13 protein-coding genes, 2 tRNA genes and 1 pseudogene are annotated in these 12,432 nt (G+C 68.8%); 13 read left to right on the top strand and 3 right to left on the bottom strand.

Translation table 11 applies throughout. From position 1 onward, the window contains the following. Positions 1-393, top strand: a 393-nt coding sequence (locus tag SACSA_RS23285; RefSeq protein WP_157596932.1) for a sulfite exporter TauE/SafE family protein, incomplete at its 5' end; no start/stop codon positions are given. Positions 394-621: 228 nt separating this feature from the next. Here SACSA_RS23285 and hisC read toward each other — a convergent pair. Continuing rightward, entirely contained in the window at positions 622-1,680 is a 1,059-nt protein-coding gene (hisC, locus tag SACSA_RS0115740; RefSeq protein ID WP_019818603.1) for a histidinol-phosphate transaminase, read from the bottom strand. A gap of 117 nt (positions 1,681-1,797) precedes the next feature. Between hisC and SACSA_RS0115735 the strand changes: the two genes are divergently transcribed. The 8 genes and pseudogenes from SACSA_RS0115735 (at position 1,798) to SACSA_RS0115700 (ending at position 7,919) form a co-directional block, all read left to right on the top strand. Further along, positions 1,798-2,451 (top strand): dienelactone hydrolase family protein, encoded by a 654-nt coding sequence (locus SACSA_RS0115735; RefSeq protein WP_019818601.1) that lies wholly within the window; start codon positions 1,798-1,800, stop codon positions 2,449-2,451. A 135-nt stretch (positions 2,452-2,586) separates the two neighbouring features. After that, complete coding sequence (locus SACSA_RS0115730) at positions 2,587-4,566, top strand: acetoacetate--CoA ligase (RefSeq protein ID WP_028661926.1); 1,980 nt, start codon at positions 2,587-2,589, stop codon at positions 4,564-4,566. Positions 4,567-4,645: 79 nt separating this feature from the next. Further along, a tRNA-Ser gene (locus tag SACSA_RS0115725) sits at positions 4,646-4,735 on the top strand. 59 nt (positions 4,736-4,794) lie between these two features. Further along, positions 4,795-4,870: transfer RNA gene (locus SACSA_RS0115720), tRNA-Arg, on the top strand. A gap of 502 nt (positions 4,871-5,372) precedes the next feature. Beyond that, positions 5,373-5,800 (top strand): annotated as a pseudogene (locus SACSA_RS0115715) (ester cyclase). A gap of 230 nt (positions 5,801-6,030) precedes the next feature. Next, complete coding sequence (locus SACSA_RS0115710) at positions 6,031-6,900, top strand: YDG/SRA domain-containing protein (protein WP_083940274.1); 870 nt, start codon at positions 6,031-6,033, stop codon at positions 6,898-6,900. Positions 6,901-7,062: 162 nt separating this feature from the next. Then, positions 7,063-7,530 (top strand): hypothetical protein, encoded by a 468-nt coding sequence (locus SACSA_RS23280; protein ID WP_019818595.1) that lies wholly within the window; start codon positions 7,063-7,065, stop codon positions 7,528-7,530. 188 nt (positions 7,531-7,718) lie between these two features. After that, on the top strand, positions 7,719-7,919 hold the full coding sequence (locus SACSA_RS0115700; RefSeq protein ID WP_019818594.1) for a hypothetical protein: 201 nt from the start codon (positions 7,719-7,721) through the stop codon (positions 7,917-7,919). Positions 7,920-7,946: 27 nt separating this feature from the next. Here the strand turns inward: SACSA_RS0115700 and SACSA_RS0115695 are convergent, their stop codons facing one another. Further along, positions 7,947-8,363, bottom strand: coding sequence for a nuclear transport factor 2 family protein (locus tag SACSA_RS0115695; RefSeq protein WP_019818593.1), 417 nt, complete (start codon positions 8,361-8,363; stop codon positions 7,947-7,949). Positions 8,364-8,536: 173 nt separating this feature from the next. On the opposite strand from SACSA_RS0115695, the gene SACSA_RS0115690 reads away from it, so the two are divergent. From SACSA_RS0115690 to SACSA_RS0115675, 4 genes are all read left to right on the top strand, one after another. Next, the gene (locus tag SACSA_RS0115690; protein WP_019818592.1) at positions 8,537-8,926 is read left to right on the top strand and encodes a type II toxin-antitoxin system VapC family toxin; all 390 of its coding nucleotides are present in this window, start codon (positions 8,537-8,539) and stop codon (positions 8,924-8,926) included. Between the two features lie 131 nt (positions 8,927-9,057). After that, a complete protein-coding gene (locus tag SACSA_RS0115685) occupies positions 9,058-9,888 on the top strand; it encodes an alpha/beta hydrolase (protein ID WP_019818588.1) in 831 nt (276 codons plus the stop codon). A gap of 428 nt (positions 9,889-10,316) precedes the next feature. Next, complete coding sequence (locus SACSA_RS0115680) at positions 10,317-10,955, top strand: lytic polysaccharide monooxygenase auxiliary activity family 9 protein (protein WP_019818587.1); 639 nt, start codon at positions 10,317-10,319, stop codon at positions 10,953-10,955. Positions 10,956-11,202: 247 nt separating this feature from the next. Beyond that, complete coding sequence (locus tag SACSA_RS0115675) at positions 11,203-11,844, top strand: lytic polysaccharide monooxygenase auxiliary activity family 9 protein (RefSeq protein WP_019818585.1); 642 nt, start codon at positions 11,203-11,205, stop codon at positions 11,842-11,844. Positions 11,845-12,185: 341 nt separating this feature from the next. Here SACSA_RS0115675 and SACSA_RS26255 read toward each other — a convergent pair whose 3' ends face one another. Beyond that, positions 12,186-12,374 carry a hypothetical protein gene (locus SACSA_RS26255; protein WP_232212971.1) on the bottom strand — a complete coding sequence of 63 codons (189 nt, stop codon included), beginning with the start codon at positions 12,372-12,374 and terminating at the stop codon, positions 12,186-12,188. Between the last annotated feature and the right edge of the window lie 58 nt (positions 12,375-12,432).

Genomic DNA, 12,432 nt, shown 5'->3' with positions numbered 1-12,432 from the left:
GGCTCGGCCGCCACGGCGGCCGAGGGCGGCCGGGGCGGCACCGTGCTGCTGGTCGGCCTCGTCTTCCTGATCGGCGTGTACGGCGGCTACTTCACCGCCGCGCAGGGCGTGCTGCTGATGGCGGTGATGGGCATGCTGATGACCGAGTCGATCCAGCGGCTCAACGGCATCAAGAACGTGCTCGCCGCCGTGGTCAACGTCGTCGCGGGCGCGGTCTACGCCTTCGTCGCGCCGATCAGCTGGGCCGCGGTGGGCCTCCTCGCGGTCGGCTCGATCGTCGGCGGCCTGCTCGGCGCCAGGATCGGCCGCAAGCTCTCCCCCGTGGCGCTGCGCGCGGTCATCGTCGCGGTCGGCCTCGCCGCGATGGTCCACCTCCTGGCCCGCCAGTTCTAACCCCCTCCTCCCGCCCGCGAGTTGCCCTTTCCCGCTCGCGAGTTGCCCTTTCCCGCTCGCGAGTTGCCCGCTACTACGTGCGAGTTGCCCGTCCTGGCTCGGAAATCAGCCCGCCCGCGCATACGGGTGCCGCCGGCCCAGGGCGCGTGTCCCGGCGGGGCGGGGCTCCCGGCACACGGTCCCCGCTCCGCCAGGGCCACGTCGGCGCGACGGCGCGGTGCGGCCGCCTCAGCCCGGGAACGAGCGCGCGGCCGCGAGGAAGGCGTCGTTCTCCTCCGGCGTGCCGATCGTCACCCGCACGCCCTCACCGACGAACGGGCGCACCACCACCTTGTGCTCGAGCGCGTGCTCGGCGAAGTCCGCGGTGCGCTCGCCGAGCGGCAGCCAGACGAAGTTGGCCTGCGTCTCCGGCACCGCGTACCCGGCCCCGGTCAGCGCGTCACGCACCCGGACACGCTCGCGCACGATGTCGGCGCAGCGGGCGCGCATCGCCTCCTTGGCGTCCAGCGAGGCCGACGCGGCGGTCTGGGCCAGTGCGTTGACGCTGAAGGGGACGTAGACCTTGCGCACGGCCTCGATCACGGCGTCCGGGGCCACGGCGTACCCGACGCGCAGTCCCGCGAGCCCGTACGCCTTGGAGAAGGTGCGCAGCACGGCCACGTTGGGGCGGGTGCGAGCGAACTCAAGACCGTCCGGCACGTCCGGGTCGGTGACGAACTCGCGGTAGGCCTCGTCGAGCACGACGAGCACGTCGGAGGGCACGGTGTCGAGGAACCGGGTCAGCTCCTCGCGCCGCAGCGCCGTGCCGGTGGGATTGTTCGGGTTGCACACGAACACAACGCGGGTGCGCGGGGTGATCGCCTCGGCCATCGCGGGCAGGTCGAGCGCGTGGGCGTCGGTGACCGCCACCCGCACCGGGGTGGCGCCGGTGACCTGCGTGATGATCGGGTACGCCTCGAACGAGCGCCAGGCGAACAGCACCTCGTCACCCGGCTCGCACAGTGCTTGCGTGAACTGCTGGCACAGCGACACCGAGCCGCACCCCACCGCCACCCGCTCGGCGGGCACGTCCAGCTCGGAGGCGAGCCGGTCGACGAGTCCCCACGCGCCCATGTCCGGGTAGCGGTGCACCTCCGTCGTCGCCCGTGCCACGGCGTCGGCGACGCCGGGCAGCGGGCCGCCGGGCACCTCGTTGCTGGCCAACTTGATCGCCCCCGGGACGGTGCGTCCGGGCACGTAGGCGGGCAGTGCGGCGAGGTCGGCGCGGGTCGGCACGGTGGGGGACATGGCGGCTCCTGGCGCGTCGGGCGGCTGGCGGAAAACGTGTCGCGTCCAACCTATATCGCGCGCATATCTTGTGGCTCACGTTGACCTGGGGTGCAGTATCAGTGGTTGAGTGGACACATGACGCTGACGCACACCCTGGACTACGAGCGCGCCGACCGGCGGGGCCTGCGCCTGACCTACGCCGAACCCGAGGGGTCGGTGCGCGGCGGCGTCGTGGTGCTGCACGAGGTGGGCGGCGTGACCGAGGCCGCCGAGGCGCTGGTCACGTCGTTGGCCACGGAGGGCTGGCTCGCGGTGACACCGCACCTGCAGGACCTGGACGGCAGCCACAGCGGCCAGGACCTGCTCGGGGTCACCGACACCACGCTCGCGTGGCTCGTGGACGACCGCGGCCTGCGCGGGGACCTGCTGGGGATCGTCGGGTTCGATCTCGGCGGCACGGCCTCCCTCATCGTGGCGTCGAACCGGGAACTGGGGGCCGCCGTGAGTGTCGGAGGACGGGGCATCGGTGCGCCGGCATCACCGGAGTTGCCCGCGCTGGTGGAGATCGCGGGCGGACTGACGAGCCCGTGGCTGGGGTTGTACGGCGACGACGGGGACGAGGCCGGGCAGGCCGAGGTGGAGCGGCTCGCGGACGCGGCCTCCGCCGCGCGCGTGGCGACGAACGTGGTGCGCTATCCCGGTGTCAGTCACCGCTTCGACACCGACCCGGACACCGCGGCCCAGGCGTGGCAGCGCACCTTGGCCTGGTTCGACGCCCACTTGCGCTGACCTCCACCCGGTGAGCACAGGAGTCGGCGGCCCCGTCGACCCTGGTCGCGGAGATGGCGGCGCACATGTCGACGTGACCAAGGACGTGGCGTGCGCACAGGGTCAGTCGGCCGGGTGATGTCCTAGGCTTCGGCCATGAGTGCTGAGGCTGACGATCCCGAAGTGTTGTGGCGCCCGAGTGCCGAGGAGGTCGAGCGCACCCGTGTGGCCGACTTCCGCCGGTGGTTGCGCGAGCGGCGTGGGGTGGCGGTGGACGACTACGCGGGGTTGTGGTCGTTCTCCGTGGAGTCGATGCCGGAGTTCTGGTCGGCCGTGGCCGAGTACCTGGGCGTGCGCTGGCACGACCGGCCTACCACGGTCCTGGACGACGCCACGATGCCCGGCGCGCGGTGGTTCGCCGGCGGCACGCTGAACTACGCGGAGCACGCGCTGGGCGCCGACGTCGCGGGCGCGGCCAAATCCGACGACGACATCGCAGTGATCTTCGAGCGCGAGGACGGGTCCGGCGAGGAGCTGACCTACGGTGTGCTCCGCGCGCAGGTCGCGGCGATGCGCTCGGCCCTGAGTGACCTCGGCGTCAGCAGGGGCGACCGGGTGGTCGCGTTGGCGCCGAACTGCCCGCAGACGCTGGTGGCGTTCCTGGCCACCGCCAGCCTCGGGGCGACGTGGTCGTCGTGTTCGCCGGACTTCGGGGTGCGCGCGGTGGCCGACCGGTTCACCCAGATCGAGCCGACGGTGCTGGTCGCGGTGAACGGTTACGTGTACAACGGGCGCTCGTTCGACGTGCGGCCGACGGTGGAGCGGCTGCGTGAGGAGCTGCCGGGGCTGGCCGCCACCGTGCTCGTGAACTACGAGGGCGACGGGAGGATGCAGGGCGCGCTCGACTGGGACGCGCTGCTCGACGAACACGCCGGTGCGGAACTCGAGTTCGAGCCGGTGCCGTTCGACCACCCGCTGTGGGTGCTGTACTCGTCGGGGACCACGGGCCTGCCGAAGGGCATCGTGCAGGGCCACGGCGGGATCACCCTTGAGCACCTCAAGGCGCTGGCGTTGCACTGCGACCTCGGGCAAGGGGAGCGGTTCTTCTGGTTCACCACGACCGGCTGGATGATGTGGAACTTCCTGGTCTCCGGCCTGCTGGTCGGGTCGACCGTGGTGCTCTACGACGGCAGCCCCGGCTACCCGGACCTGCGGAGCCTGTGGCGGCTCGCCGAGCGGCACCGGGTGACCTATTTCGGCACGTCCGCGCCGTTCGTGCAGGGTTGTCTCAAGGAGCACCTGCGCCCGGCGGCGGAGTTCGACCTCTCGGAGATGCGTGCGCTCGGTTCCACCGGTGCCCCGCTCACGGTCGAAGGTTTCCGCTGGATCGCCGACGAGGTGGGCGAGCACGTGCAGATCGCCTCGGTTTCCGGTGGCACCGACCTGTGCACCGCGTTCGTCGGAGCGTCGCCGGACGTGCCCGTGTGGTTGGGCGAGCTGTCGTGCCGGAGCCTCGGCGCCGCCGTCGAGGCCTACGACGAGGCGGGCAACGCGCTCATCGACCAGGTCGGCGAGCTGGTGATCACCAAGCCGATGCCCTCGATGCCGGTGTTCTTCTGGAACGACCCGGACGGCACGCGGCTGCGTGAGGCGTACTTCGAGGAGTATCCGGGCGTGTGGCGGCACGGCGACTGGATCAAGATCACCGACCGCGGCTCGGCGATCATCTACGGCCGGAGCGACTCCACGCTGAATCGCGGCGGTGTGCGCATGGGCACGGCCGAGTTCTACCGCGTCGTGGAGAGCGTCGACGACGTGCGCGATTCGCTGGTGATCGACACCTCGGGGAACGAGGAGGGGGAGCTGCTGTGCTTCCTCGTGCTGTCCGAGGGAGCGTCGTTGGCCGACATCGAGCCGGGTCTGCGCGCGGAGCTGCGCAAGGCGCTCTCGCCGCGGCACGTCCCCGACAGGTTCGTGGTGGTCGACGCGGTGCCCAGGACGCTGAACGGCAAGAAGTGCGAGGTGCCGGTGAAGAAGATCCTCGCCGGGGCCGACCCGGACCGGGCCGTGAGCCGCGACGCCCTGGCCAACCCGGAGGCGCTGGACCCCTTCGTCGCCTATGTGGGGCGCGAATGACCTGGTCAGTGGATTGACGGGGGGTGGTTCGAAAGGCCCTGGCGGAGGCGTGTAGTCTATGGGCAGTGGTCGCGACCTGGGAGGCTTCGCCTAGTCTGGTCTATGGCGCCGCACTGCTAATGCGGTTGGGGGTAACCCCCCCTCCCGGGTTCAAATCCCGGAGCCTCCGCCGGGGCTCGGCCCCCGCCGAGCACCAGCCCGATCCGATCGGGTACAACTGAACACGATGCGCCCGTAGCTCAACGGATAGAGCATCTGACTACGGATCAGAAGGTTTGGGGTTCGAATCCCTACGGGCGCGCCACAACCCCAGGTCACACAGCCTGGGGTTTTTGTGTTGGCGCACTCGCCGCTGACGAATCGCCGACATCCGCTCCTTGCTTCACTCGGGAAGGGGCTCGACCGCCTCGCGCACCGCGTCCGGTAGGTCGCGCTACCAACCTCCCTCGTGCGCAGGACGGGCGGCCCGCCGCGGCCGGCCTGTCTGCTTTCTGTGGTCCGCGCCGACACCGTGGAGGGTGCGCCGGTCCCGGCGTCCCGCATGCGGACCGAGCGGCCGTAACACGGTGAGCGGTGGGGAGCGGTGACACTGTCGACCCCGGTCCCTCCTCCGCGGTGAGACGGTGTGAGCCTCCTTGTGCTCGAAGCATGACAGCGCACACGACGTCAGGGCCGGTGTCGCGGAGTCGAATCAGGCCGCCCGTCGGCTATTGGTCAGTTCGTCACGGGGCAGAACGGCCCTATGAGGTCCTCGGAACGAGGATTAGCGTGGAAGGCCGCACGACCTGTGGAGAGGAGTGTGCGCCATGTCCGAGGCTACGGATCTGCAACGGCAGATGTTCGAACACATCCGGAATCATGATTTTGAGGCACTGCGCGCGATCTATCATCCCGACTATGTCTACGCGGGTCCGGATGGCGAGCAGGAATCGGGACCCGATGGGGTGTGCGCGTCGCGGAGACCTATACGACAGCGTTTCCGGACCTCGATTTCGAGGTTCACGCCAGCCATGACTGCGGCGCTGGAACGGCGATTATGGAAATGACCGTGAACGGTACACACCAGCAGGAAATGGCTGGCGTCCAAGCGACGGGCAGACGCATCAGGGAGCCGTACTGCAACGTGGTCGAGGTGCGCGACGGCAAGATCTACCGTGAGCGGGACTACTTCGACAACCTGCACCTGATGCACCAGCTGGGAGCGGCGCCCCTCGCACAGCGCACAGGCGCGTGAGCCGGTGTGCCCGGCGATCCGGTCTCGTGAAAGCTTTTCGGCGGTCGCTGGAACGGATGCTCGATGGGTAGGTGGGAAACAAGGAAGGGTGGTTGACGGGGTCAGCGTGGCATGTCGTGGCAGGTGACAAGCTTGTCCGCAACGCACGACAGGCGGGACCAAGGATCGGCTGGGGGACTGTGTCCGTGCTGTTACTGACGAATTGCCAATAGTAGTCCTATGCTGGCTGCGTGGCGTCGCGACGGCAGTACGGTGAGATCCCCGGTTATCCGGAAGGCAGCGAGTTCGCCAGCCGCACCGAGTTGTCCCGAGCGGGCGTGCATCGGCCCTTACAGGGCGGTATCTCAGGCGCGAAGGACGGCGCTGACTCCATCGTCGTATCCGGCGGCTATCCGGACGACGAAGACTTCGGTGACGAAATTATCTATACCGGCCAAGGTGGACGAAATCCGGCGACCGGGCGTCAGGTCGCTGACCAAAAGTTGGAACGCGGCAACATCGGACTCGTTCGGAGTGAACTCGATTCTCGGCCTGTTCGCGTCGTCCGGGGAGCGCGTGGAAACGTCAACTTTTCGCCCGAGCGTGGGTTGCGTTATGACGGCCTCTTCGTGGTCACCGAGCACTGGCACGAACGCGGCCGAGACGGTTACCGGATCTGGCGATTCAGGCTCGTGAAACTCGCTGATGCCCGGCTAGCCTCCACGAGAGCAGTGCCGACCGACACTCGGCGTGCGAACGTGGTGAGCGCACGGATCGTCCGCGACAGAAGCGCGGTGCAGCAGGTGAAGGAGTGGTATGACTTCACCTGCCAGGTGTGTGGCCTGCGGTTGATGACAGCAGGAGGCCCGTACGCGGAGGGTGCGCATATTCGCGCGTTGGGAAGACCGCACAACGGGCCCGACCACGTGAGCAACATGCTGTGCCTGTGTCCGAACCACCATGTCCTCTTCGACACCGGTGCGATCTATGTCGACGAGGGAGGCCGGGTTGTCGACTCACTGACCGGGGAGATCGTGTCCAGACTACACACTGTGGACGGTCATGGAGTAAGGCCCGAGTACTTGCGGTACCACCGGGAACATACTTCGTCCACGCCCTGATTCCCGGCTGTACGCGGAATGTCCTCGCCGGATGATCCATACTGGACTGAGTCCGCCCGTGTGTCGCCCGATGTGGGCACTCGGCGCGCGGTGTGTTGATGTCCTCATTAGCGTCCGGACCCGGCGGCGCTGGTGCGTCGCCAGGGACGACAAGGAGGACTCATGATTCGCATTCGGCGCGTGTGGGCGAGCGCGTTCCTCGCCGCCGCGACGTTGCCGGTGGCGGCGGGAGTCGCTCAGGCGACCCCGGCCGAGTCGGCGGAACCGGTCGACAAGCCCCTCGCGACGCAGGAGGCACAACAGGTTCCCGCGGCCACCGACGAGGGCAAGACCCCGGCAGACGCCGACAAGGGCAAGGTTCCGGCTGAGGGCCAGGACGCGGAGCAGAAGCCCGCGACGAACGAGGAGAACGCCCAGCACCACGAGGCCGACGACGCTGAGAAGCCCGCCACCGACGACTCCGAGCAGCAGGGTCTCACCGAGAAGGAGAAGGAGCAGGCCGCGCTCGACATCAGCCAGCAGATGATGCAGCATCCGTTCGGCTTGTTCGGCGAAGCGTTCGGCACCGGGTCGGCGAACTCGCTCGCCGATCTCGGCGGGGGCGGCTTGCTGCCGCTTCCCGGTCTCTGACCGCCGACTGACACACCACGGGCGCCGGCACCGACCGGCGTCGTACCGCGCCTGCTCATTCTCGCGCACCTGCCTGCTGCGCGTGATGGAAGACGCCCCTCCCGGTGACCGGGCGGGGCGTCTTTCGCTGTTTGGGTGACGGCGGAGGCGGGTATGCGCCCACAAACCCAGTGCGGAGGAGGTGCACCGTGTCGGACGACGAGACGACGCCCCGCCGGGATGACGACGCCGAGACCGACGAGTCCCCGATCGAACGGTCCCGGCGCAGCCTCGACGAGGCCAAGCACGCCGCCGAACAGGACCGGCGCCTGGCCGAAGCACAGGCGGGTTTCGAGTCGATGCCGCTGGAGGACCCGCCGCAGCAGCGCACCGGCCACACGCCGCCGTGAGCGGAGCCGCCGGGAGCCGCGCGGACGTCAGTCCGTCGTGACGAGCCCGGCTGCTCGGGCGACCTCCCAGCCGTCCTCGTACATGTGCCAGCGCGTGATCAGCCCGTCGGTCACCGTCATGTGCATCGCGAACCGCGAGTGAATCGGACGTCCCGTCGCCTTCACGACCGAGTGCAGGCGGCCGAGGAGCACGACATCGTCGCCGTCGGTCAGCGTGTGGGTGATGTCGAAGCTCTCCCGGCTGAGCTGGTCGTGCAGGCGACGGAAGAACTCGCGCATCCCCTCGGGGGAATCGGCGTCCGGAATCCACGGGATGTCCGGAGCACCGGGGATGGCGAAGTCCACCGAGGGGGCGAACAACGCCGCCGCCCCGTCCAGGTCACCAGCGCCGTCCCTGCGGAAGACTTCCCGGACAACGTCCTCGGGAGTCGTCGTGGTCGTCATGTCGAGGTCAACTTCAGCGACGACGAGGCTATTCCGGGCCCGCTCGGCGTTACTGGGAGCTGGGTGGCCACCCCTCGCTGACGACGTTGCGACACGCGGCCCGCCGCCCGGACCGTGACCCGCACGGCTTGTCCCCGCGTAGGACCATAGTGCTTGCGATGGGATTATAATGCTTGCATGTCGATCCCTCGGCGCTGATCGAGTTCCTGGCAGGTCGCGACACCATCGCCGACAAGGTGCGGGAGAGCGGCGTCGGGCAACCGTGGGCCGCGCCGCATGCGATCGATCTGGAATGCGCATCGACGTTGCGCGGGCTCGTCCGAAGGAGCAAGCTCTCCGCCGATGAGGCTGCGCGTGCGCTCACGCTGTTGCGGCGGATGCGACTGCGCCGGTTCGAGCACGACCTCCTGCTCCCTCGGGTCTGGGAACTCCGGCACACCATGTGGCCTTACGACGCCGCGTATGTCGCGCTGGCAGAGCTCCTGGACGCTGAGCTGCTCACGGTGGACACGAAGTTCGAGCGCGTACCCGGTCTCCGTTGCGTGGTCCGGTGCCTGCGGTGATCCGACGGTGCCGCCCATCCGCGAGGGCATCGGCAGTCTCGCCGGTTCTCCCCCTGATCCGGTGACGCGGCCGGTGCTGTGGTGCTTCCTTGGCAGAGAACCCGGCATTCAGGCGCAAGGAGGCACCGGACATGACAGCGTTGACGCGCCGTGTATTCGTCGCGGCGACCGCGTTCCTGCTCGCCGCACTGGCGGCACCGGCCACCGCGACCGCGCAGACGGACGGCGGCTCGGGGCCCTACCCGGCACACTACGAGACGACGTTCACCTTGCCCGATCACACCATCTACCGGCCCGACACGCTCCCCGACGAGCCGATGCCCATCGTGGCCTGGGGCAACGGGGCCTGCCGTGCCGACGGAACCTGGTTCGAGAACATCCTCACCGAGTTCGCCTCGCACGGATACCTGGTCATCGCCAACGGCGAGCCCGGCGGCTCGGGCTCGACCGACTCCGACATGCTGATCGAGGCCGTCGACTGGGCCGTCGAACGTGACTCGCGGCCGTGGAGCGAGTACTGCGGCAAGCTCGACACCGACAACATCGCGGTGATGGGCCAGTCCTGCGGCGGGATCGAGACCATGGAGGTCGCCGACGACCCGCGCATCGCCACCACCGTGATGTGGAACAGCGGGTTGTTCAGTTCGCTCGACAAGCGGCTGTTGGGCGGCCTGCACGCGCCGATCGCGTACTTCATCGGCGGTCCCGAGGACATCGCCTACGACAACGCCATGGACGACTGGGACCGCCTGCCGAGCGACTTGCCCGCGTTCATGGGCAACCTCGACGTCGGCCACTACGGCACGTTCGCCGAGCCCAACGGCGGTGAGTTCGGCCGGGTGGGGGTGGAGTGGCTGGACTGGCAGCTCAAGGGCGAGCTGAGCGCGCGCGCCCAGTTCGTCGGCGCGGACTGCGGGCTGTGCGGCACCGAGTGGGACGTCCAGCGGAAGAACCTGTCCTGACAACCGTGTTCCGGCCTGTCTGGCCACGACGAGAGCGGCCGGATTCCGACGCCCCGGTGCCCTCCGCCCGCACCGCGGAGGGCGTCGCGGCTTGAGCCGCCCGCTGTCGGCTCGGGTGTGGCCCGGCGAGATTTCATCGCCGGCCTGTGTTCCCGGTCGCGCGCTCGAAATGGTTTCGAGAACTATTGTTTTGCCTGATGAATATCGTTTCAGGGGTTCCCTGGATGACGATTGTTGCGTTACCGTGAACCGCCGGTGACGCGCATCACCATTGTTTGTTCTGTGTGGCCATGATTGGAAGGGAAATTTCACGAAGGCCGACGACGGGACGCTATGGGAGCGCTTCCAGTTCAGTGCCGTTCCGGCGTCGGATGCCGGGTGGTGTGCGTTCACCGCGACACTGTCGGTGCAGGGAAGGACCTTCGACGATGAAGAGGACGCTTTCACTACTGGCCGCGACGCTGCTCGCGATGACCGGCCTTGCCGGGGTGGCCTCGGCGCACGGGTCGGCCACCGACCCGCCGTCGCGCAACTACGGGTGCTGGGAGCGGTGGGGCGACGACTTCCAGTCGCCCGACATGGCCACCGAGGACCCGATGTGCTGGCAGGCGTGGCAGGACGACCCGAACGCCATGTGGAACTGGAACGGCCTGTTCCGCGACGGTGTCGGTGGCGATCACCAGGGCGCCATTCCGGACGGTCAGCTGTGCAGCGCCGGGCAGACGAGCAACGGCCGGTACAACTCGATGGACGCCGTCGGCGAGTGGAAGGCCGTCGAGCGGGACAACGATTTCACGGTCAACGTCTACGACCAGGCCAAGCACGGCGCGGACTACTACCACGTCTACATCACCGAGCAGGGCTTCGATCCCCTCACCCAGGAACTGGGCTGGGGTGACCTGGAACTGGTGACCGAGGTCGGCCCGAGGCCGCCCGCCAACAACACGTCGTTCGACGTGGACGCCGGGGACCGCACGGGCCGCCACATCGTGTACACGATTTGGAAGGCCTCGCACATGGACCAGACGTACTACTTCTGCAGCGACGTGATCTTCTCCGGTCGCTGATGGTCCGCGTCACCGCGTGATGCCATTCGGGGCTCCTTTCCCGTCTCGGATGCGGGGAAGGAGCCCTCCACGGCACGGCGACACACAAGGGCGTCGTCGGAGTGGGGGAATGCGGGCGCACGAACGGGTTCACACACTGTGCGTGGCGGAGTCTCCTGGTTACGGTCGAGTCGCATCCGGTGGTGCGAAACCCACTCTTGGTGCGAATTCTCGGATTGCGCCTCGGCGAGAACGAAGGGACCCGGTCATGGCGAAGCGTTTCCCGGTGGTCGCGGCCGCGACCCTGTTGATACTCAGCGGCAGCGTCGGCACGGCCTCCGCGCACGGCTCCGTCACCGACCCGCCGTCGCGCGTCTACGGGTGCTACGAGCGCTGGGGTGAGAACCACCAGTCGCCCGACATGGCCACCGAGGACCCACTGTGCCACCAGGCGTGGGAGAGCAACCCGAAGGCGCTGTGGAACTGGAACGGCCTCTACCGCAACGGTGTGGACGGTGATCACCGGCGCGTCATTCCGGACGGCCAGTTGTGCAGTGCGGGCCGCGCTCAGGACGGCCGTTACGCGGCGTTCGACGCCGTCGGCGAGTGGAAGGCCGCCGAACGGCCGAACGACTTCACGATCAACGTCTACGACGGCGCGCGACACGGCGCCGACTACTACCGCGTCTACATCACCAAGCAGGGCTTCGACCCGACCCTGCACCCGCTCGGATGGGGTGACCTGCGGGTGGTCGCCGAGTCGGGCCCCGCCGAACCAGCCGAGAACACCGAGATCACGGTGAACGCGGGCGATCGCACGGGGCGCCACATCGTGTACACGATCTGGAAGGCCTCGCACATGGACCAGACGTACTACTTCTGCAGCGACGTGATCTTCGAAGGGCGCTGAGCACGCCCGGCCCCGCGATGGTGTTCCTGCCACGACCGCACCCGGTGCGCCGAACGCCGTTCACGGCGCCGACAGCGCGGGGCCGTGGCGCAGGCCCGTCAGGGCGATCTCCAGGCACCGGGTGGCGGCCGGTTCGGGGCTGTCCAGCTCCACCAGACGCCCCAGGGCCAGCACTGGTCGATCACGCTGACGCAGGACGGCACGGTCGCCACCACCGCGACCGCGGTGTTCGGCACGGGCCGTCCCACGTGGTCGGCCACGGAGATCGCCCGGCCCGACGTCGGCGCGCCCGAGGACGTCCCGGTGCGTCCCTCGCCCGGGCACGTCGCGTTCGTGGACAACTACGAGATCCGGTTCGTCGAGGGGGCGCTGCCCGACGGGGTCTCCACCGCCCGGCCGGATTCCACCACGACCCTGTGGGTGCGCGACGCGCCCGCCCGGCCGCTCGACCACACGGCACTGGCGGCCCTGCCCGTCACCGCCACCACGAGATCGCGGCACGCCCATGCGGTGAAACCACCCAGGGTCACTTCCACGGCGGCGTCGTTTTCGGCATTGCCGAGCAGGCGGTTCGCCAGGCGCAGCGCG

This window comes from Saccharomonospora saliphila YIM 90502 (assembly GCF_000383795.1).
Classification (GTDB): Bacteria; Actinomycetota; Actinomycetes; order Mycobacteriales; family Pseudonocardiaceae; genus Saccharomonospora; species Saccharomonospora saliphila.
The sequence above is the reverse complement of the archived record's forward strand: the minus strand, read 5'-3'. Positions and strand labels throughout refer to the sequence as shown.

Excerpts from the sequence above, each read along its gene's own strand:
- hisC (WP_019818603.1), bottom strand. The coding sequence starts at position 1,680 with ATGTCCCCCACCGTGCCGACCCGCGCCGACCTCGCCGCACTGCCCGCC.
- SACSA_RS0115735 (WP_019818601.1), top strand. The coding sequence starts at position 1,798 with ATGACGCTGACGCACACCCTGGACTACGAGCGCGCCGACCGGCGGGGC.
- SACSA_RS0115730 (WP_028661926.1), top strand. The coding sequence starts at position 2,587 with ATGAGTGCTGAGGCTGACGATCCCGAAGTGTTGTGGCGCCCGAGTGCC.
- SACSA_RS23280 (WP_019818595.1), top strand. The coding sequence starts at position 7,063 with ATGATTCGCATTCGGCGCGTGTGGGCGAGCGCGTTCCTCGCCGCCGCG.
- SACSA_RS0115695 (WP_019818593.1), bottom strand. The coding sequence starts at position 8,363 with ATGACGACCACGACGACTCCCGAGGACGTTGTCCGGGAAGTCTTCCGC.
- SACSA_RS0115685 (WP_019818588.1), top strand. The coding sequence starts at position 9,058 with ATGACAGCGTTGACGCGCCGTGTATTCGTCGCGGCGACCGCGTTCCTG.
- SACSA_RS0115680 (WP_019818587.1), top strand. The coding sequence starts at position 10,317 with ATGAAGAGGACGCTTTCACTACTGGCCGCGACGCTGCTCGCGATGACC.
- SACSA_RS0115675 (WP_019818585.1), top strand. The coding sequence starts at position 11,203 with ATGGCGAAGCGTTTCCCGGTGGTCGCGGCCGCGACCCTGTTGATACTC.